This is a genomic window from Bacillus sp. EB01 (assembly GCF_000613125.1).
GTDB lineage: Bacteria > Bacillota > Bacilli > Bacillales > Cytobacillaceae > Bacillus_D.
In genome coordinates this window covers 4,469,790-4,484,605 of sequence record NZ_HG964497.1, presented here as the reverse complement: position 1 = coordinate 4,484,605, position 14,816 = coordinate 4,469,790, and the positions used below count along the sequence as shown (strand labels likewise).

At 43.9% G+C, this 14,816-nt stretch carries 14 protein-coding genes, 1 tRNA gene and 2 other annotated features; of the genes, 3 read left to right on the top strand and 12 right to left on the bottom strand.

Annotation, left to right across the window (positions count from 1 at the left end; all coding sequences use genetic code 11):
• Positions 1-2 precede the first annotated feature (2 nt).
• From TY16_RS21020 to TY16_RS20980, 9 genes are all read right to left on the bottom strand, one after another.
• The gene (locus tag TY16_RS21020; protein ID WP_043933728.1) at positions 3-575 is read right to left on the bottom strand and encodes a hypothetical protein; all 573 of its coding nucleotides are present in this window, start codon (positions 573-575) and stop codon (positions 3-5) included.
• A 321-nt stretch (positions 576-896) separates the two neighbouring features.
• Positions 897-1,682, bottom strand: coding sequence for a tryptophan synthase subunit alpha (gene trpA, locus TY16_RS21015; RefSeq protein ID WP_043933727.1), 786 nt, complete (start codon positions 1,680-1,682; stop codon positions 897-899).
• The gene (gene trpB, locus TY16_RS21010; protein ID WP_043933726.1) at positions 1,675-2,883 is read right to left on the bottom strand and encodes a tryptophan synthase subunit beta; all 1,209 of its coding nucleotides are present in this window, start codon (positions 2,881-2,883) and stop codon (positions 1,675-1,677) included. Before trpB ends, trpA begins: the two co-directional genes overlap by 8 nt.
• Complete coding sequence (locus tag TY16_RS21005) at positions 2,880-3,500, bottom strand: phosphoribosylanthranilate isomerase (protein WP_043933725.1); 621 nt, start codon at positions 3,498-3,500, stop codon at positions 2,880-2,882. Before TY16_RS21005 ends, trpB begins: the two co-directional genes overlap by 4 nt.
• On the bottom strand, positions 3,497-4,288 hold the full coding sequence (gene trpC, locus TY16_RS21000) for an indole-3-glycerol phosphate synthase TrpC (protein ID WP_043933724.1): 792 nt from the start codon (positions 4,286-4,288) through the stop codon (positions 3,497-3,499). Before trpC ends, TY16_RS21005 begins: the two co-directional genes overlap by 4 nt.
• Positions 4,288-5,310 carry an anthranilate phosphoribosyltransferase gene (gene trpD / locus TY16_RS20995; RefSeq protein WP_043933723.1) on the bottom strand — a complete coding sequence of 341 codons (1,023 nt, stop codon included), beginning with the start codon at positions 5,308-5,310 and terminating at the stop codon, positions 4,288-4,290. The genes trpC and trpD overlap by 1 nt, the downstream gene beginning before the upstream one ends.
• A complete protein-coding gene (locus TY16_RS20990) occupies positions 5,276-5,893 on the bottom strand; it encodes an anthranilate synthase component II (RefSeq protein WP_043933722.1) in 618 nt (205 codons plus the stop codon). The genes trpD and TY16_RS20990 overlap by 35 nt, the downstream gene beginning before the upstream one ends.
• Entirely contained in the window at positions 5,890-7,296 is a 1,407-nt protein-coding gene (trpE, locus tag TY16_RS20985) for an anthranilate synthase component I (protein ID WP_442853235.1), read from the bottom strand. Before trpE ends, TY16_RS20990 begins: the two co-directional genes overlap by 4 nt.
• A 56-nt stretch (positions 7,297-7,352) precedes the next feature.
• Positions 7,353-7,594 (bottom strand) — a binding site (T-box leader).
• A gap of 40 nt (positions 7,595-7,634) precedes the next feature.
• Positions 7,635-7,881 (bottom strand) — a binding site (T-box leader).
• Between the two features lie 69 nt (positions 7,882-7,950).
• Positions 7,951-8,616, bottom strand: a complete 666-nt coding sequence (locus TY16_RS20980) for an MOSC domain-containing protein (RefSeq protein ID WP_043933720.1) — start codon at positions 8,614-8,616, stop codon at positions 7,951-7,953.
• 125 nt (positions 8,617-8,741) lie between these two features.
• On the opposite strand from TY16_RS20980, the gene TY16_RS20975 reads away from it, so the two are divergent.
• Together TY16_RS20975 and TY16_RS20970 are read left to right on the top strand one after the other, a co-directional pair.
• The gene (locus TY16_RS20975; RefSeq protein ID WP_043933719.1) at positions 8,742-10,013 is read left to right on the top strand and encodes an MFS transporter; all 1,272 of its coding nucleotides are present in this window, start codon (positions 8,742-8,744) and stop codon (positions 10,011-10,013) included.
• Between the two features lie 333 nt (positions 10,014-10,346).
• A tRNA-Leu gene (locus TY16_RS20970) sits at positions 10,347-10,430 on the top strand.
• Positions 10,431-10,526: 96 nt separating this feature from the next.
• On the opposite strand, the gene TY16_RS20965 is transcribed toward TY16_RS20970, so the two are convergent.
• Genes TY16_RS20965 through TY16_RS20955 form a run of 3 tightly spaced genes read right to left on the bottom strand, consistent with a single transcriptional unit; the run spans position 10,527 to position 14,160 of the window.
• Positions 10,527-11,105, bottom strand: a complete 579-nt coding sequence (locus TY16_RS20965; RefSeq protein WP_043933718.1) for a DMSO/selenate family reductase complex B subunit — start codon at positions 11,103-11,105, stop codon at positions 10,527-10,529.
• Between the two features lie 15 nt (positions 11,106-11,120).
• Positions 11,121-13,505 carry a DMSO/selenate family reductase complex A subunit gene (locus tag TY16_RS20960; RefSeq protein ID WP_043933717.1) on the bottom strand — a complete coding sequence of 795 codons (2,385 nt, stop codon included), beginning with the start codon at positions 13,503-13,505 and terminating at the stop codon, positions 11,121-11,123.
• The gene (locus tag TY16_RS20955; protein WP_043933716.1) at positions 13,495-14,160 is read right to left on the bottom strand and encodes a TorD/DmsD family molecular chaperone; all 666 of its coding nucleotides are present in this window, start codon (positions 14,158-14,160) and stop codon (positions 13,495-13,497) included. The genes TY16_RS20960 and TY16_RS20955 overlap by 11 nt, the downstream gene beginning before the upstream one ends.
• A 272-nt stretch (positions 14,161-14,432) precedes the next feature.
• Between TY16_RS20955 and TY16_RS20950 the strand changes: the two genes are divergently transcribed.
• Entirely contained in the window at positions 14,433-14,720 is a 288-nt protein-coding gene (locus tag TY16_RS20950) for a DUF6509 family protein (RefSeq protein WP_043933715.1), read from the top strand.
• Positions 14,721-14,816 lie beyond the last annotated feature (96 nt).

The following is a 14,816-nucleotide window of genomic DNA, read 5'->3' as shown; positions in this document are numbered from 1 at the left end:
GCTCACCAATATGGGGAGCCAGTCAAAACGTGTAATGCCCTGCATAACGATTGCCAATTTTCAGGATAGCCGTTATGTCCAGAGACTTTATATTCCGTTGTTTTTGTTTTAATATGCACAAACCAGCTATTTCCATTCAGAATAATACCCTCACCTGTTATATAGGTTTGTTCCCAGTCCCAAATTGCTAGCTTGTAAACCGCTGCCTTGAATAAACGAATGTCACCGAAAGTACCGGGGAAATGCTTTGGTGAATGGTTTGGAAAACCGTTATCAAGCCATTCTGTATAGACAAATCTTTCTTTTTCAAAATTAATGATACACTGACAGGCTGGCTTTCCAGGCATTTCAGCAAAAACATGAACTTGAAGCAAATCCTTATCAGGATGAATTGAAACAATCTCGTTATTAATGAGAAATAAATCCCTTTTACGTGCTACAGCATTTTGAACTTCACCTGGGTCGAAAGCTGTCTCATTGGAATTAAAAAGATTCCTTGCTTCATTGTAAATGAATGAAAAAGGAAGCGGCCCTCTCTCATCCAGGATTCTCAATATTCCTTCATACAGCTTCATCCTGCCCACCTCTAATTCCTTAATCTCCAAGTAAATTAATTCATTATTAGTATAGTGGAATATCAGAATTGTCTCTGTAACAAATGGCACTATTTATATTTGTACGAGAAATTTTAGGAGGTCCAACTGGCAAACGCTAATTCCCCATTATAAAGAGAACTACAAAAGTTGGCAGCCCCCACAGCTTTCCCCCCTATTTTAAAAAAATCTCTGTTACTTGCGAAATAATGAAACTTTATACTCCTGGAAGCTTTTAAATGGGGCCGCCCATTTCAAAATACCAGAAAAGCCGCATCAGCGCGGCTTTTCTGCTAGCGTTTATCAATGATCTGCAGCAATTTTTTTGAATGACGAAACAAGCTCCTCGACTTCAGATATATTTCCTTCATGGAACAGTTCAACCACCCTGCTTCCGACAATCACCCCGTCACAATGATCAGCCAACTCAATAGCCTGATCCCTTGTGGAAATCCCGAAACCGGCCAAAACCGGAATCGTGCTTACTGCTTTTACTTTTTCAAGAAATTCTTTCAGCTCTTCCTGGAAGCTTCGTCTGCCTCCGGTCACTCCTTTTACTGTCACCGCGTAAAGGAACCCATTTCCTTTCTTCGAGATTTGCTCAATTCTCTCGAATGGAGTTGTCAATGTAACGAGGCGGATCAGCTCAATTCCCGCCTGAGTAAACTGTGGTTCTAAGAGAGATTCCTCCTCTATCGGCATGTCTGGAATAATACAGCCGTCAACTCCAGCTAAAATACATTCACTTACAAAATGATCAATCCCGAAAGCGAGGATTGGATTTAAGTAGGTCATGACAACGATTGGTATGGAAACAGACCCTCTTGCCACTCCAATTTGCTGCAATGCACCCTTTAAGGTTGTGCCTCTCTTCAGTGCCCGGATGCCGGCTCTTTGAATGACCGGTCCATCAGCAACCGGATCAGAAAATGGTATGCCTACTTCAACCGCTGAAGCTCCGAATTCTTCAAGCTGTTTTATTCGCTCGCTTAGGATTTCAATACCTCCGTCACCCGCCATAATATATGGAACAAAAGCTTTTTCGTTTTCTATTGCAAGCTGTTGAAATTTTCCTGTCAGCCTATTCATCAATGCTCACTCCCTTCAGTTTGTCCTTTACCGAATCTATGTCTTTGTCGCCCCTGCCTGACAGGCACACGACAACTGCTTCTTCCTTAGGCATTCCAGCTGCAAGCTTTACCGCAAACGAAACAGCATGGGCACTTTCAAGAGCCGGTATGATTCCTTCCTTTATGGATAGCAGCTTAAATGCTTTTAACGCCTCTTCATCTGTAATCGAGTCATACTTAACCCGGCCTGTATCATTCAAGTAGCTGTGCTCTGGACCGACCCCTGGATAATCAAGGCCAGCTGAAATTGAATGGGCCTCCTGAATCTGGCCGTCCTCATTTTGCAAAAGATACATGAATGCACCGTGAAGCACACCTGGTTTCCCTTTTGTCAGCGACGCCGCATGATATGGTGTATCAATACCGCTGCCCGCCGCTTCAACTCCGTAAAGCTTCACTTCTTCATTTTCAATAAAATCATAAAACATCCCCATCGCATTGCTGCCTCCGCCAATGCAGGCGACAACTGCCTCAGGAAGCCTTCCCTCTTTTTCAAGGAATTGCTTCTTTGTTTCTTTCCCAATCACACTCTGAAAATCTCTAACAACAACGGGAAACGGGTGTGGTCCCATTACCGAACCCAACAAGTAGTGGGTATCATCCACATTTGCGACCCAGTACCTTAATGCTTCGTTGACAGCATCCTTCAAGGTGGAACTGCCGGAATTGACGCTAATGACCTTCGCGCCAAGGAGCTCCATTCTGAAAACATTCAAGGCCTGCCTTTTCACATCCTCCGCTCCCATAAACACAATACATTCCAAATTCAGTAAGGCACAAACTGTAGCCGTAGCGACGCCGTGCTGTCCCGCCCCGGTTTCCGCAACAATTTTACGTTTGCCCATCCTTAGTGCAAGCAAAGCCTGGCCGATGGTGTTGTTGATTTTATGTGCTCCAGTATGGTTCAAGTCCTCCCGCTTAAGGTAAATCCTTGCTCCGCCTGCATATTTGGTTAAATTCTCTGCTAAGTACAGCGGCGTTTCCCTGCCGACATATTCCCCCAGCAGCCTGTGAAATTCTTTTTGAAACTCAGGGTCATTCTTTGCCTCACTGTATGCCTCTTCCATTTCAAGAATAGCCTTCATCAATGTTTCTGGTACATATCTCCCGCCGAAGGTTCCAAAATGTCCCCGTTCATCCGGCAATGTATAAATCGTCATATCTCTTTCCCTCCCGCTAACTTTGCTGAATCAATAAATGTTTTTATCTTGGCTACATCCTTTTGCCCATCTGTTTCGACCCCGCTCGAGACATCAACCATAAATGGTTTAGCTATCTCAATTGCCCGTGCTACATTGTTGGGATTTAAGCCACCTGCCAGAATGACTTTCTTTCCCAAAAATTCCACCCCTTCAGCCGACTTCCAGTCAAAGGGAATTCCTGTCCCTCCGTTATAGGCGCCTTTTGGGCTGTCAAACAAAACATACTCTGTCTCGTATTCTTCCATCCTCTTTATATCCATTGGAGCATTGATAGAAATAGCTTTTATGACTGGATATCGGAACGATTTGCTATACTCTGGTGATTCATCGCCATGAAGCTGTATATGTGTCAGACCGCAATAGCTTGCAATTTCCTCAATGTTCTCCCTTGCCTCATTTACAAACACACCAACTTTCATCACTTCGTCAGGAAGTTCCTTGATGATCTTGCGTGCATCTTCCATACCGATTTTCCTTTTACTCTCAGCGAAAACAAATCCAAGGGCATCCGTACCGTATTCAACTGCCTTCAATGCTGTGGCTGCATCCTTTATTCCGCAAATTTTCACCTTCATTTCTTGGCCGCCTCCAGCTTCGGTACTGTGAAGGCTGCGAAACTCTCTTTCAAGCTGTTGCTTTTCATCAGGGATTCCCCAACCAATACTCCATCAGCACCTGCAGTTGCAGCAATTCTTGCATCCTCAGCTGTTTGAATCCCGCTTTCGCTGATAAAAAATGCACCTGCTTGCTTTACTTTTGGTCCAAGTGATGATGTTGCATCAAGCGATACTTTAAAGGTGCGTAAATCCCTGTTGTTTACGCCGATCAGCTCGGCTCCGGCACGAAGGGCGCTAGCCAGTTCCTTTTCATCGTGCACCTCGACCAGCACCTCTGCCCCGTTTTGCCTCGCATGGGAATAAAGCTGAATCAGCCTCTCCTCTTCAAGAGCAGCAACTATCAATAAGATCAAGTCTGCTCCGGATTCGATTGCACAATCTATCTGGATTTCATCAATGATGAAGTCCTTGCACAAAATCGGAAGCCCGACTGCTTCCCGTACAGCCCTTAAATCTTCGAAAGACCCTTTGAAGAAAGTGGAATCCGTCAATACTGATATTGCCTGCGCCCCTTCGAGTTCATATTGCCTGGCCTGACCGGCTGGATCGAGAGTATTGTTTATCAATCCCTTGGAAGGAGAGGCACGCTTATACTCAGCAATAATCGATAGCTCTGCCGAGTCCTTCAGCCTTTCGATAAGTGACCTTCTTGGTTCATGCTGTCCCGTTAAAGAACGTCGAGTTTCTTTTAGCTTACTAACTTCCTTTTCTTTTTCCTGTAAAATTCTCTGTAAGATCGTTTCCATCAAATTGCCTCTCTTCTAAACTGGTTTGAATATTTCCTTAAGCCTTCCAGTTTTTCATAGGCTGCACCTGAATCAATGACCTTCCTTGCCAACTTGACTCCTTCTTCGATTGACCCGGCTGCCCTGGCTGTAAATAATCCAATCCCTGCGTTAAAAAGGACTGTGTCTTTAAAAACCCCTTCTTCACCTTTTAGGACCCGATTTAAAATATCGGCATTTTGTTTCGCTTCTCCGCCTTTAATCGAACTATTTTCAAAGCGCTTTAAGCCAACTTCCTCCGGTGTGATTGATACATATGTGACCTCTCCGGCTTCAACAATTGCCAGTTGGTTTTCGCCTGCCAGGGAAGCTTCGTCAAGCGAGCCGGCTCCGTTGATAACAACTGCCCGCTTTCTTCCTAACCTTTTGAGAGTTTCAGCAAATAACGGCACAAAATCAGACCTATACACACCAACCAGCTGGTAATCCAGGTCGACCGGATTGGCAAGCGGACCAATCAAGTTGAATGCGGTTGGTATTTTTAGTTGCTTCCTCACCGTCATGATTCGTTTCAGCTTCGGATGTACATTCGGGGCGTAGAGAAATGTAATTCCGATATCCTCAAGCAGGGATAATGATTCAGCAGCTGACAAATTTAGATTGATGCCCAAAAATTCAAGGACATCGGCGCTGCCTGTTTTACTGGATACACTGCGGTTGCCGTGTTTGGCTACCTTCACTCCCGCGCCGGCAAGCACGAATGCCGATGTGCTGCTGATATTAAAGGTTTGGGCCCCATCACCTCCGGTTCCACAGTTGTCGATTGCCCCATTGACTTTCCCGAAGCTAACCGAATTTTCTCTCATGGCATTGGCCATTCCGGCGACTTCTGCGGGTGTCTCTCCCTTCATTTTTAATGCCATTAAAAATGCTGCAATTTCGCTTTCCTCGGCTTCTTCATTCAGCATCCTCCCCACAGCCTTCTTCATCTCTGGTTCCGATAGTGATTTACGCTCCGAAAGCTGAAGCAGATATTCCTTCATGTGTATCCATCCTTTCAATTCCTTTTATAAAATTCTTTAAAATTTGCTTGCCATCCCCAGTTCCTATTGATTCTGGATGGAACTGAAGCCCATAAACAGGGTAATTCTCATGGTGGAACGCCATTATTTCTCCGTCGTCAATAGCAGTTGCATCAACAATCAGCTCTTTTGGCAATGCCTGAAAAGTGACAGAAAGTGAATGGTAGCGCATCACTTCAAGCTCTTCTGGCAGTTTGGAAAAAAGCAGGCTTCTGTTATGCTTGATTGTCGATACTTTCCCGTGCATCACCGTTTTTGCCTTTGCCACAACACCACCAAGTGCTTTAGCAATTGCCTGGTGTCCAAGGCATATACCAAGGATCGGAATTTCTTTATAAAGGTCATTTACGATCTTCAAACAAATTCCTGCATCCTCCGGTTTCCCGGGACCAGGTGAGAGAACAATTGCTTTTGGCTGAAGTTCGCGGATTCCCTCTATCGAAATTCTGTCGTTCCTAATAACTGTGACAGCTTCCCCCAGCTCGCCCAAGTATTGATATAGATTGAATGTAAACGAGTCATAATTATCAATTAAAAGAATCATGACAGCCTCCCCAGGAATGCTTTCATTTTGTTTAAAGTTTCCTCGTATTCCTTTTCCGGGTCGGAATCATGGACAATACCTGCCCCAGCCTGGATATAGGCTTTTCCGTCCTTCACAATCATTGTTCGGATTGCAAGCGCGAAATCCATATTCCCATTTGCGGAGATATAACCAATTGCACCCGAATAAAGGCCCCTTTTTCTCTCCTCCAGGCTATTGATGATTTCCATCGCGCGTATTTTAGGTGCGCCTGATACCGTCCCTGCGGGCAGACAGGATGCAAGTGCCTCCAGGGGTGATACTTCTTCTTGAAGTTCGCCTTTTAACTCAGATACAAGATGCATCACATGCCGGTATTTTTCTATCCCAAGGTATCTGCTTACACTTACTGTCCCAAACTTGCAAATACGCCCCAAATCGTTTCGGCCGAGGTCCACCAGCATACGATGTTCAGCAAGTTCCTTTACATCTTCTTTCAGCTCTTGTTCTAAATGCGAATCAGAATGAATATCTTCGCCCCTCGGCCTTGTTCCGGCAATCGGGTTTGTGAAGACTGTCCTGCCGGAAACCTTAACGAGACTCTCAGGCGACGTGCCAATTACTGTATAATCACCAAACTCCAAGTAATACATATACGGTGAAGGGTTATGAGTTCTCAATTTCCTGTAGCAGGAAAACGTATCTCCGGAAAAATCAGTCTGGAGCCTTTGCGAAAGGACAGCCTGAAATATATCGCCTTCTTCGATGTGGTGCTTTACCGATTCAACCTTTTTAATAAATTCTTGTTTGGATATGGATTGCTTGAAAGGTTCCAATTTAAATGGTTTCTCATCTTGTTCAGATAGCTGCTTCCTTAATTCTGCTTTCCTGAATTCCAGCCTGGCCTTCAAGTCGATTTCAGTCGTAGATTCTATAAGTGGGTATCCCGTTAGGTAAACTTTTTGTTCCATATGATCAAACACAATGATTTCCTCAAAAAACATGAAATGAGCATCTGGCATGCCCACCTCATCCGGAAGGCCTCGCCCGATATTTTCGTAAAGTCTGATCAGATCGTAACCCGCATAACCTGCAGCCCCTGAAAAAAACGGAAAAGGTAAATCAGCTGCTTCAAGTTCTGGCATCAAGGACTGGATAATGACAAGTGGGTTACCCTCGAGTATCGTTTCTACTCCATCCTTGTTAATAAGCCTGTTCCTTTTCCCCTCTGTAATCAGTTCAAAGACTGGATCAGTTCCTATAAACGAAAATCGTCCAGCATCCTGATGCTTCAACGAGCTTTCGAGCAAGAATTTTTTGGAGCCCGATAGCTTCTGGAAAATTGATACTGGAGTCAATGTATCTCCGTTAAGTTCAATTATGTGCGGCTTCGCCTTCGGTGTTAGCTGTTGTTTCAAAATCACAACTCCTTTCTTTTTCAGAAATAAAAAAGTCCCCTATACACATTGAAATAATGTGTATAGAGGACGATTAAGTAACCGCGGTGCCACCTCGATTGAAGCAGCATATTTGCCGCTTCCTCTTTTCAGGTACAGGAAAAATCCGATACCCTATCCTTTTAACGGCGGAACCCGTGCATTCCTACTCCATTCAGAACGCCTCTCGCAAGCCCATTCGATGCTTTCTCCTGTACCGGTTTCCACCATCCCGGCTCTCTGTGACAATCTGAAAACATGTACTCTTCTTGCTCGACGATTTGCTATATCTATTTTTTTAAAACGCAAAAAAGGGCTCCAGTCCAAAAAAGGACGGGAAACCCGTGGTGCCACCTTTGTTGGCTGAAAACAGCCCGCTCAGTCCGTATCAGGCCATAAGCCGGCCGAATACGCGCCTATAATAACGGTAAGGCTTACCGCCTGAGCCTACTGCCCTAAGGGTTCGGTCAGGTGCTCGGAAGTCCATTCACCCAATCATCCGCACTGATTCGCACCATCCATCAGCTCTCTTTAGCTTCCGCTCGGGTTACTACTCTTCGTCTTCGCTTTATATTGTTTTTAATCTTAAATCGTTTCATTTTAAAAGTCAACCAAAATAATTAAAAATTTCATAAATTCAAACTAAACCTTTATCATCTTCTTCAGCCTGCTTCGCCATTCACCGGCCAATTCCGGAATATTTATATACCGCTTAATAGCATCCTGATTTTGGCGATTTTTGTGAAGAATAACCTTGGAAACCTCAAGAACTGAAACTGCTTCGGGATGAGTTTCAAGAAGCTCAATAGAGGAATTCCGGTTGATTGACCCTTCTTCAAGTACCCTGAAAAAATAGCCTGTCAGACAGGTTTCCATCGCCCTTTTTAAAAAAGGATCAATGTTGTTGAACCTGGAAATGGTCGAACAAGGGATTCGGCCATGCGTTACTTGTACTATAGCCTCCCCAATTTTAAAAATATCACCAATATGTACGTCTTTTTCAAGCATACCGGTCGCTGTAATATTTTCCCCAAAAATAGGCGGCTCTAATCTTTTGCCGAACTCAGCTTCCCACTTTGCATAATGTTCAAAAGGATAAAAACAAATAGCCCGGTCGGGGCCACCGTGAAATTCCGGATGTGCAACCCCATCTCCAATAAGGCCATCCTTGTAAAGGTACGCCTCCAGAACAGGTTCTTTTCCAATTGCTGAACGAAACGACTTTTCTTTGTATGTATAATGCTTTGGTTTCCCCAATGAAAACTGTACTATTTCCCTTTTCGTCACCCTTACTCCTCCTAATCCCATTAAAAGGATGAGATTTTATTAACTACATTTTCTAAAATAAGCAAATAGTAAAGATACAATCAGTATACACGTCCATTGCCACAAGGCAAAGGAAAGAAATATGTTGCAAAGGCGGTTCAGTAAAAATGGATCACATTGATCAACTTTGTATAGGGACAGAAAAAAAGCAGAAAGGTAAGTCATCAGAACTTACCAAACAAAAATGGGCAATTCTTTCCCTTTCCTCCATCCCACTCGTAATGACTTTGGGAAATTCAATGCTTATCCCGGTCCTTCCGAGGATGGAAAAAGAATTGGCTATTTCACCCTTTCAGTCGAGCATGATCATTACTGTCTATTCAATCGTGGCCATTCTCTTAATTCCTTTTGCGGGGTATTTATCCGACCATATTGGAAGGAAAAAAGTAATCATCCCTAGTTTGATCATCGCAGCAATCGGGGGTATCATTTCCAGCTGGGCTTCCTGGAAGGCAAATGATGCCTATTGGATTATTCTAGCAGGGAGAGCGCTTCAGGGGGTAGGTGCAGCGGGGGCTTTTCCGATTGTTCTGCCGCTTGTTGGCGACCTTTTTAAAAATGATGATGATGTGAGCAGTACCCTGGGTATGATTGAAACATCCAACACGCTGGGAAAGGTACTAAGCCCTGTGCTTGGAGCTTTCTTAGCGGGAATTCTCTGGTATTTACCGTTCATATCCATACCGATATTTTGTTCAGTATCAATTATTATGATGATGTTTCTTGTACATTGTCCTGAAATCAAAACCAAACCAATACCGTTTAAGGAATTTTTCAAAAATGTCAAAGACACCTTTACAAAAAAGGGACGCTGGCTATATGCTATCTTTTTTATAGGCGGCATTCTCATGTTTGTATTGTTTGGAATCCTTTTTTACCTATCGGATATTTTCGAAAAACAATACGGGATTAAGGATATTAAAAAAGGTTTGTTTCTGGCCATTCCTTTGGGGGCGTTATGCCTAGCTTCCTTTATTACAGGAAAAGTGATTAAAAAGAATAAAGTGCTTATGAAGTGGCTGATTTTGATTGGGATCGTGATGGCTGGCGCTTCGATAGGCGCATTGTATTTTTCCGATAAGCTTTGGTATTTGCTCTTGATGTTTACGGTAGCTGGTATTGGTATCGGACTCAGCCTGCCCTGCCTGGATTCACTGATTACAGAGGGTGTTGAGAAGGAAGAAAGGGGAACGATCACTTCCATTTACAGTTCGATGCGGTTTATCGGCGTAGCGGCAGGCCCTCCTGTCATAGCTCTTTTGATGAAAGTGTCGAATATCTGGATTTTTGTTTTATTAGGTGGCGTGTGTGTAATATCGGCCTTTGTGACAATCCGGCAAATCCGCCCAACTAACAAAAAACATCCTAAAAATTTCTAAGGAGGCAGCAAATAGCTGCCTTTTTGTATTCTCCACAAAGGAAGGCTTCTGAGAAATCTCCTTGGCAGAGATAGGCGCGCATATTGCCGATTAGAGGGCTTACGACTGCGGAATCACCCTATTTATTGACGACCCTGATGATTTAGAACTAGCCGGTGCGGTCGTCAATAAAGGCTCTTGACGACCGTAATCGTTTAAAAAGTGAGGGTACGGTCGTCAATAGAGGTTCTTGACGACTCTAATGGTTAAGAATTGAGGGCTGCGGTCGCCAATAAGAAAAAATTTCGTGCACAGAAATCGGGAATTGTGTTATAGTGTAAACGTATTCTTTTTGCGGGTGTGGCGGAATCGGCAGACGCGCTAGATTCAGGTTCTAGTGGGGGCAACCCCGTGGAGGTTCAAGTCCTCTCATCCGCATAAAAAAGGCTTCAGCATTGTGCTGAAGTCTTTTTTGATTTGCCCCGAAAAGAGGCCATCACTAGCCTTTCCAGAGGGTATCTTCTCTTCTGCTGTTTAACTCATGTACGCATCTTTATGTGGTGTGATGACCAAATTAGGGTTCGTGATCGATGAATCCGGCATTCCTTTTATCTGATCAACCTTGCCGTATTTTTCCCTGAGCTCCTCGATCGGCCCATACTCAATAGCTCTCATGATACAGGATGAAACGCAGACAGGGTCTTCACCCTTTTCCTGAAGATCAAGGCAAAAATCGCATTTATTTGCCTTGAATAATTTATCGTTGTATTGAGGTGCTCCATAAGGACAGGCGGATATGCAGAATTTCGTCCCCCGGCAAATATCCTGGTCGATGATAGTGATGCCATCTTCCTTTCGCTTAATAATTGCTCCAGTTGGGCAAGCAGGCAAACATGCTGGGTTTTTGCAATGGTTGCACGATATCGAAAAATAGAAGGCCTTTATATTATGAACAATCGCTGTTCCCTTTTGGATATAGGAACCTTCCTCATAAGCATATACTCTCCGGAAATTTTGGCCTACTTCAAGGTCCTTCTTGTCCTTACAGGCAACTGTGCAAGCCTTGCAGCCAGAGCAAAGTGTTTGATTTATATAAAATCCCATTTGTACCATTATGCTTCACTCCCCCTACGCTTTAGTTACTTCAACAAGATTGGTTTGCTGCGGGTTTGCTTTTGCAAGCGGCGTAGGGTGGTGCTTTGTAAGCACGTTAATCGAGCCGCGCTGGTCGATTCCATTCTCGTCAGGAGTGTACCAGGCTCCTTGAGGTATCCCCACGACACCAGGGATGATTTTGCTAGTAATTTTTACAGGGATGTGAATGAGCCCGCGATCATTGAACACTTTAGCCCTATCCCCTTCTTTAATTCCCCGTGCTCTCGCGTCGCGCGGGTTGATCCACATTTCCTGAGGAGCAGTTTCCTCGAGCCACGGATTATTGTCATGTGTCGAGTGGCACCGTCTTTTATAATGCCAGCTGATCATTTGAAGAGGGTACTTGGCTTTTATTGGATCAGCCGGCCCTTCCCATGCAGCCACATATTTGGCGAAAGGCGGTATCTCGTCATGTTTTTTCATATCCCACAATGCCTTTGAGAACAATTCAATTTTGCCTGAAGGAGTTTCAAATGGATTGTTTTTTGGATCCTCAATTTGTTTTTGGAATGCAATTAATGGTTCATCGTACCTAAAATGATAAACCCCGTTTTTCTGGAATTCCTCAAAGGTTGGAAAGTTTGGATCGAGTTCTGCCCTTGTTCTTTCAATGCTGACTTTTACCCAATCGAGCATCGTGCGCCCTTCAGTATACTTCTCCTTCAGCCCGAATTTACCGGCAACATCGGCAAAAATATCATACTCATTTCTGCACTCATACAAGGGGTCGATGGTCTTACCGCCAAATAAAGCATAATCACCGAAGCACCATGGCATTCCGATATCCCATCGTTCAAAAAAGCTTGTACCGGGCAGGAGGATATCCGCATATTTCGCGCTCGGTGTCATGAACAATTCAGTGACCAGGATAAACTCCACCTTGCTTTCGTCTTCGAGCAATGCCTTTGTCTTGTTGATGTCTGAATGCTGGTTTAGCAGCATATTTCCGGCTATATTATAAATCAGCTTAATGTTGGACTTTAGCTTATCTGTGCCTTCAAGCCCGTCTTCAGCTGTCATTTCCGTTCCTCTTTCAACAGCAGTTGTCCACTGGAAGCAAGGAATTGATGCGGTTACCGGGTTTTCACTAGTGACTGGGTAGACGATATTCGAACGGGACCAATACCCTGTCCCCGCCGCGCCTCCGCCAAGCTTTCCGATATTTCCGGTTAAGGCAGTCAATTGAGCGCCGCCTCGGATAATTTGTTCTCCGTAAGCTGCGCGCTGAGGACCCCAGCCATTGATTAGGGTTGCAGGCTTTGTTGTCGCGAATTCGCGGGCAATTTCGATGATTTTTGAAGCTGGAACCCCACAAATCTTTTCCGCCCATTCAGGTGTTTTCGGAATTCCGTCCGTCTTGCCAAGGAGATAGTTTTTGATAGTCGCTTCCTTTGGTGCTCCGTCCGGCATATGGTCTTCATCAAACCCAAGGCAATACGTATCTAAAAACCTCTGATCGTGCAAGCCTTCAGTTACGATTACATAGGCCATTGCGTCCATCATCGCGACGTCTGTAGACGGCAGAATCGGAATCCAGTCATCGGCAAAAGCAATCGCTGTATCGGTATAACGAGGATCAATAACGATAATCTTTGCCCCATTTTTCTTTGCTTCGCGGAGGAAAGCTAAATATGGAGTAGAAAATATCACTTCTGACGGATTCTGGCCCCAAAGTATGATGTATTTCGAATGGAGCAGGTTATCAAAGCTTGAACCAGTATTATTAGTCCCGTACGTGTAAGGTGTAGCTACGTTAGCGCACCCTGAGCTATAGTCGTTCCGGTAATTCAGATATCCGCCCGTCATCGCCAGCAGGCGTCTAGCCATTTGTTTTCCGCCAAACAGCCCTCCAAGTCCAGAGCCATAATTGACATATCTTGATTCACGTCCGTATGTGTCACCAATCCGCTTTGTTTCTTTTGCGATTGTATCAATAGCTTCTTCCCAGCTAATCCTTTCAAACTTTCCTTCGCCACGTTTGCCTATGCGTTTCATTGGATATTTCAGCCGGTCAGGATGATACAGCATGCTTTTATAACTCCGTCCCCTGACGCAAGCCCGAAGCTGAGGGGTCGGAAGGGAATCCTCATTGGTATCCGTACTAATCCGAACCACCACTCCATCCCTGACATGTGTTTTGATTAGGCAGCGGCCCCCACAGTTAAAAGCACTGCATGTATTAATGATTTCTTCAGGAATATCCGATTTCAAACCTTTTGCAGTTTCATCCTTGCTGATTAACTGGCTGGCCCCAACTCCACCAAGGATAAGCGGTAACCCGATACCCCCCGACCATTTTAGGAACGTGCGCCGTTTGAATTCCTTATTTAATATACCCTGCTCCCTTTTAGTGGACATAGGCTAATCCCTCCATCAACTCTTTCAGGCATTCTTTGTCTTCAGTTATGAAATCAGCCAGAAGCCGGGCTGCCCCTACATATAGGACACTGTCCGATTTTCCGGCAAGTTTTTCAGCGAATAGTGGAACCCAGCTGCCCAGTTGCTTATCCAGGAAGTAGTATTGGCGCTGAAATAAATCGTTAAGTTTGGAAGGTTCGGTTTCACTGACACTTCTACGGGATAAATGAATCATAAATTCAAGCTCAGTAAGTAAATGGTCATCCGGTTCCTTATTTTCTTTAAAAAACTTCAGACCCGACTCATGATATGCCCGCCTTACTTCATACATTGAGTCATCGAAAAGCAATCTCTCCCTGCTTTTGTAAAACGACTCCCAGGGAGGGGCTGGCAATGAAAGCGGTCCAATAAATAACCGTGCAAACTGGATTTCTTCTAGTTTTAATTCATCTTCTCCAGCTTTTGTAAAAAAGTGAAACAGGGCTTTCCCGCCGTCCCCCAGTTCCAATAAACCTTCTATATTCCCAAATAGCTTTATTGAATTTAGGCTGTTAAGATCCAGCGGTGACGAAAATAATTGGTGAGTGAATTCATAGAAATTCTTCCTTGCCGACAAGATGGTGGTAAAATTAGATGTTGTATGAGCTGCAGCCAAAGCAACTCCTCCTTTTTTGTGAAAATATTCACATGATTAGTGAGGTAATGAATTTTTATAGAAATATCAGAGTAATTCTCATTACCAGTTTAGCAATTATTTCTAGTAGTGTAATGATTTGAATGAGTCGTTCACAGTTTCTTCGTTTTTATATGACAAGAATTAGCCACTTTTTATTGTAAAATTCACAGAGCTTTGATTTACCTTTTGGTTGTGTTATTTTTATTAAAGTCTATAGTAAATATTTTCTTGAAGTTTGGAGGTTGACATATATGGAGATTATCGGCCATACAGTTGAATATTTGGAAGATCCGTTTGGACTGCTAACCGGGGAACGATTTGAATTTCTACTCGATTTGGATATCGACGAAGAGGACGAGTTATACACTGTAGCTGGTACAGGGCTAAAGGTTATTTTTGCTGTGGAAGGCAGCGAAAACAAAATTGCCCAATATAATTTTTTCGAAAAAGGCTCTGGGAAGGTGCTTGACTTTGCCCTTGAGGATGACGAGGAACAAATGGTTATCGACTATTGCAGCAATCATTTTGAGGAAGCTTAACGACCCAAGGGAAAATATTTGAGTTAAAAAATAAAAACCGCAGCCGCGGTTTTATTTTTACATTAATTTGTTTACATAATATCGTTATTGTTTAGT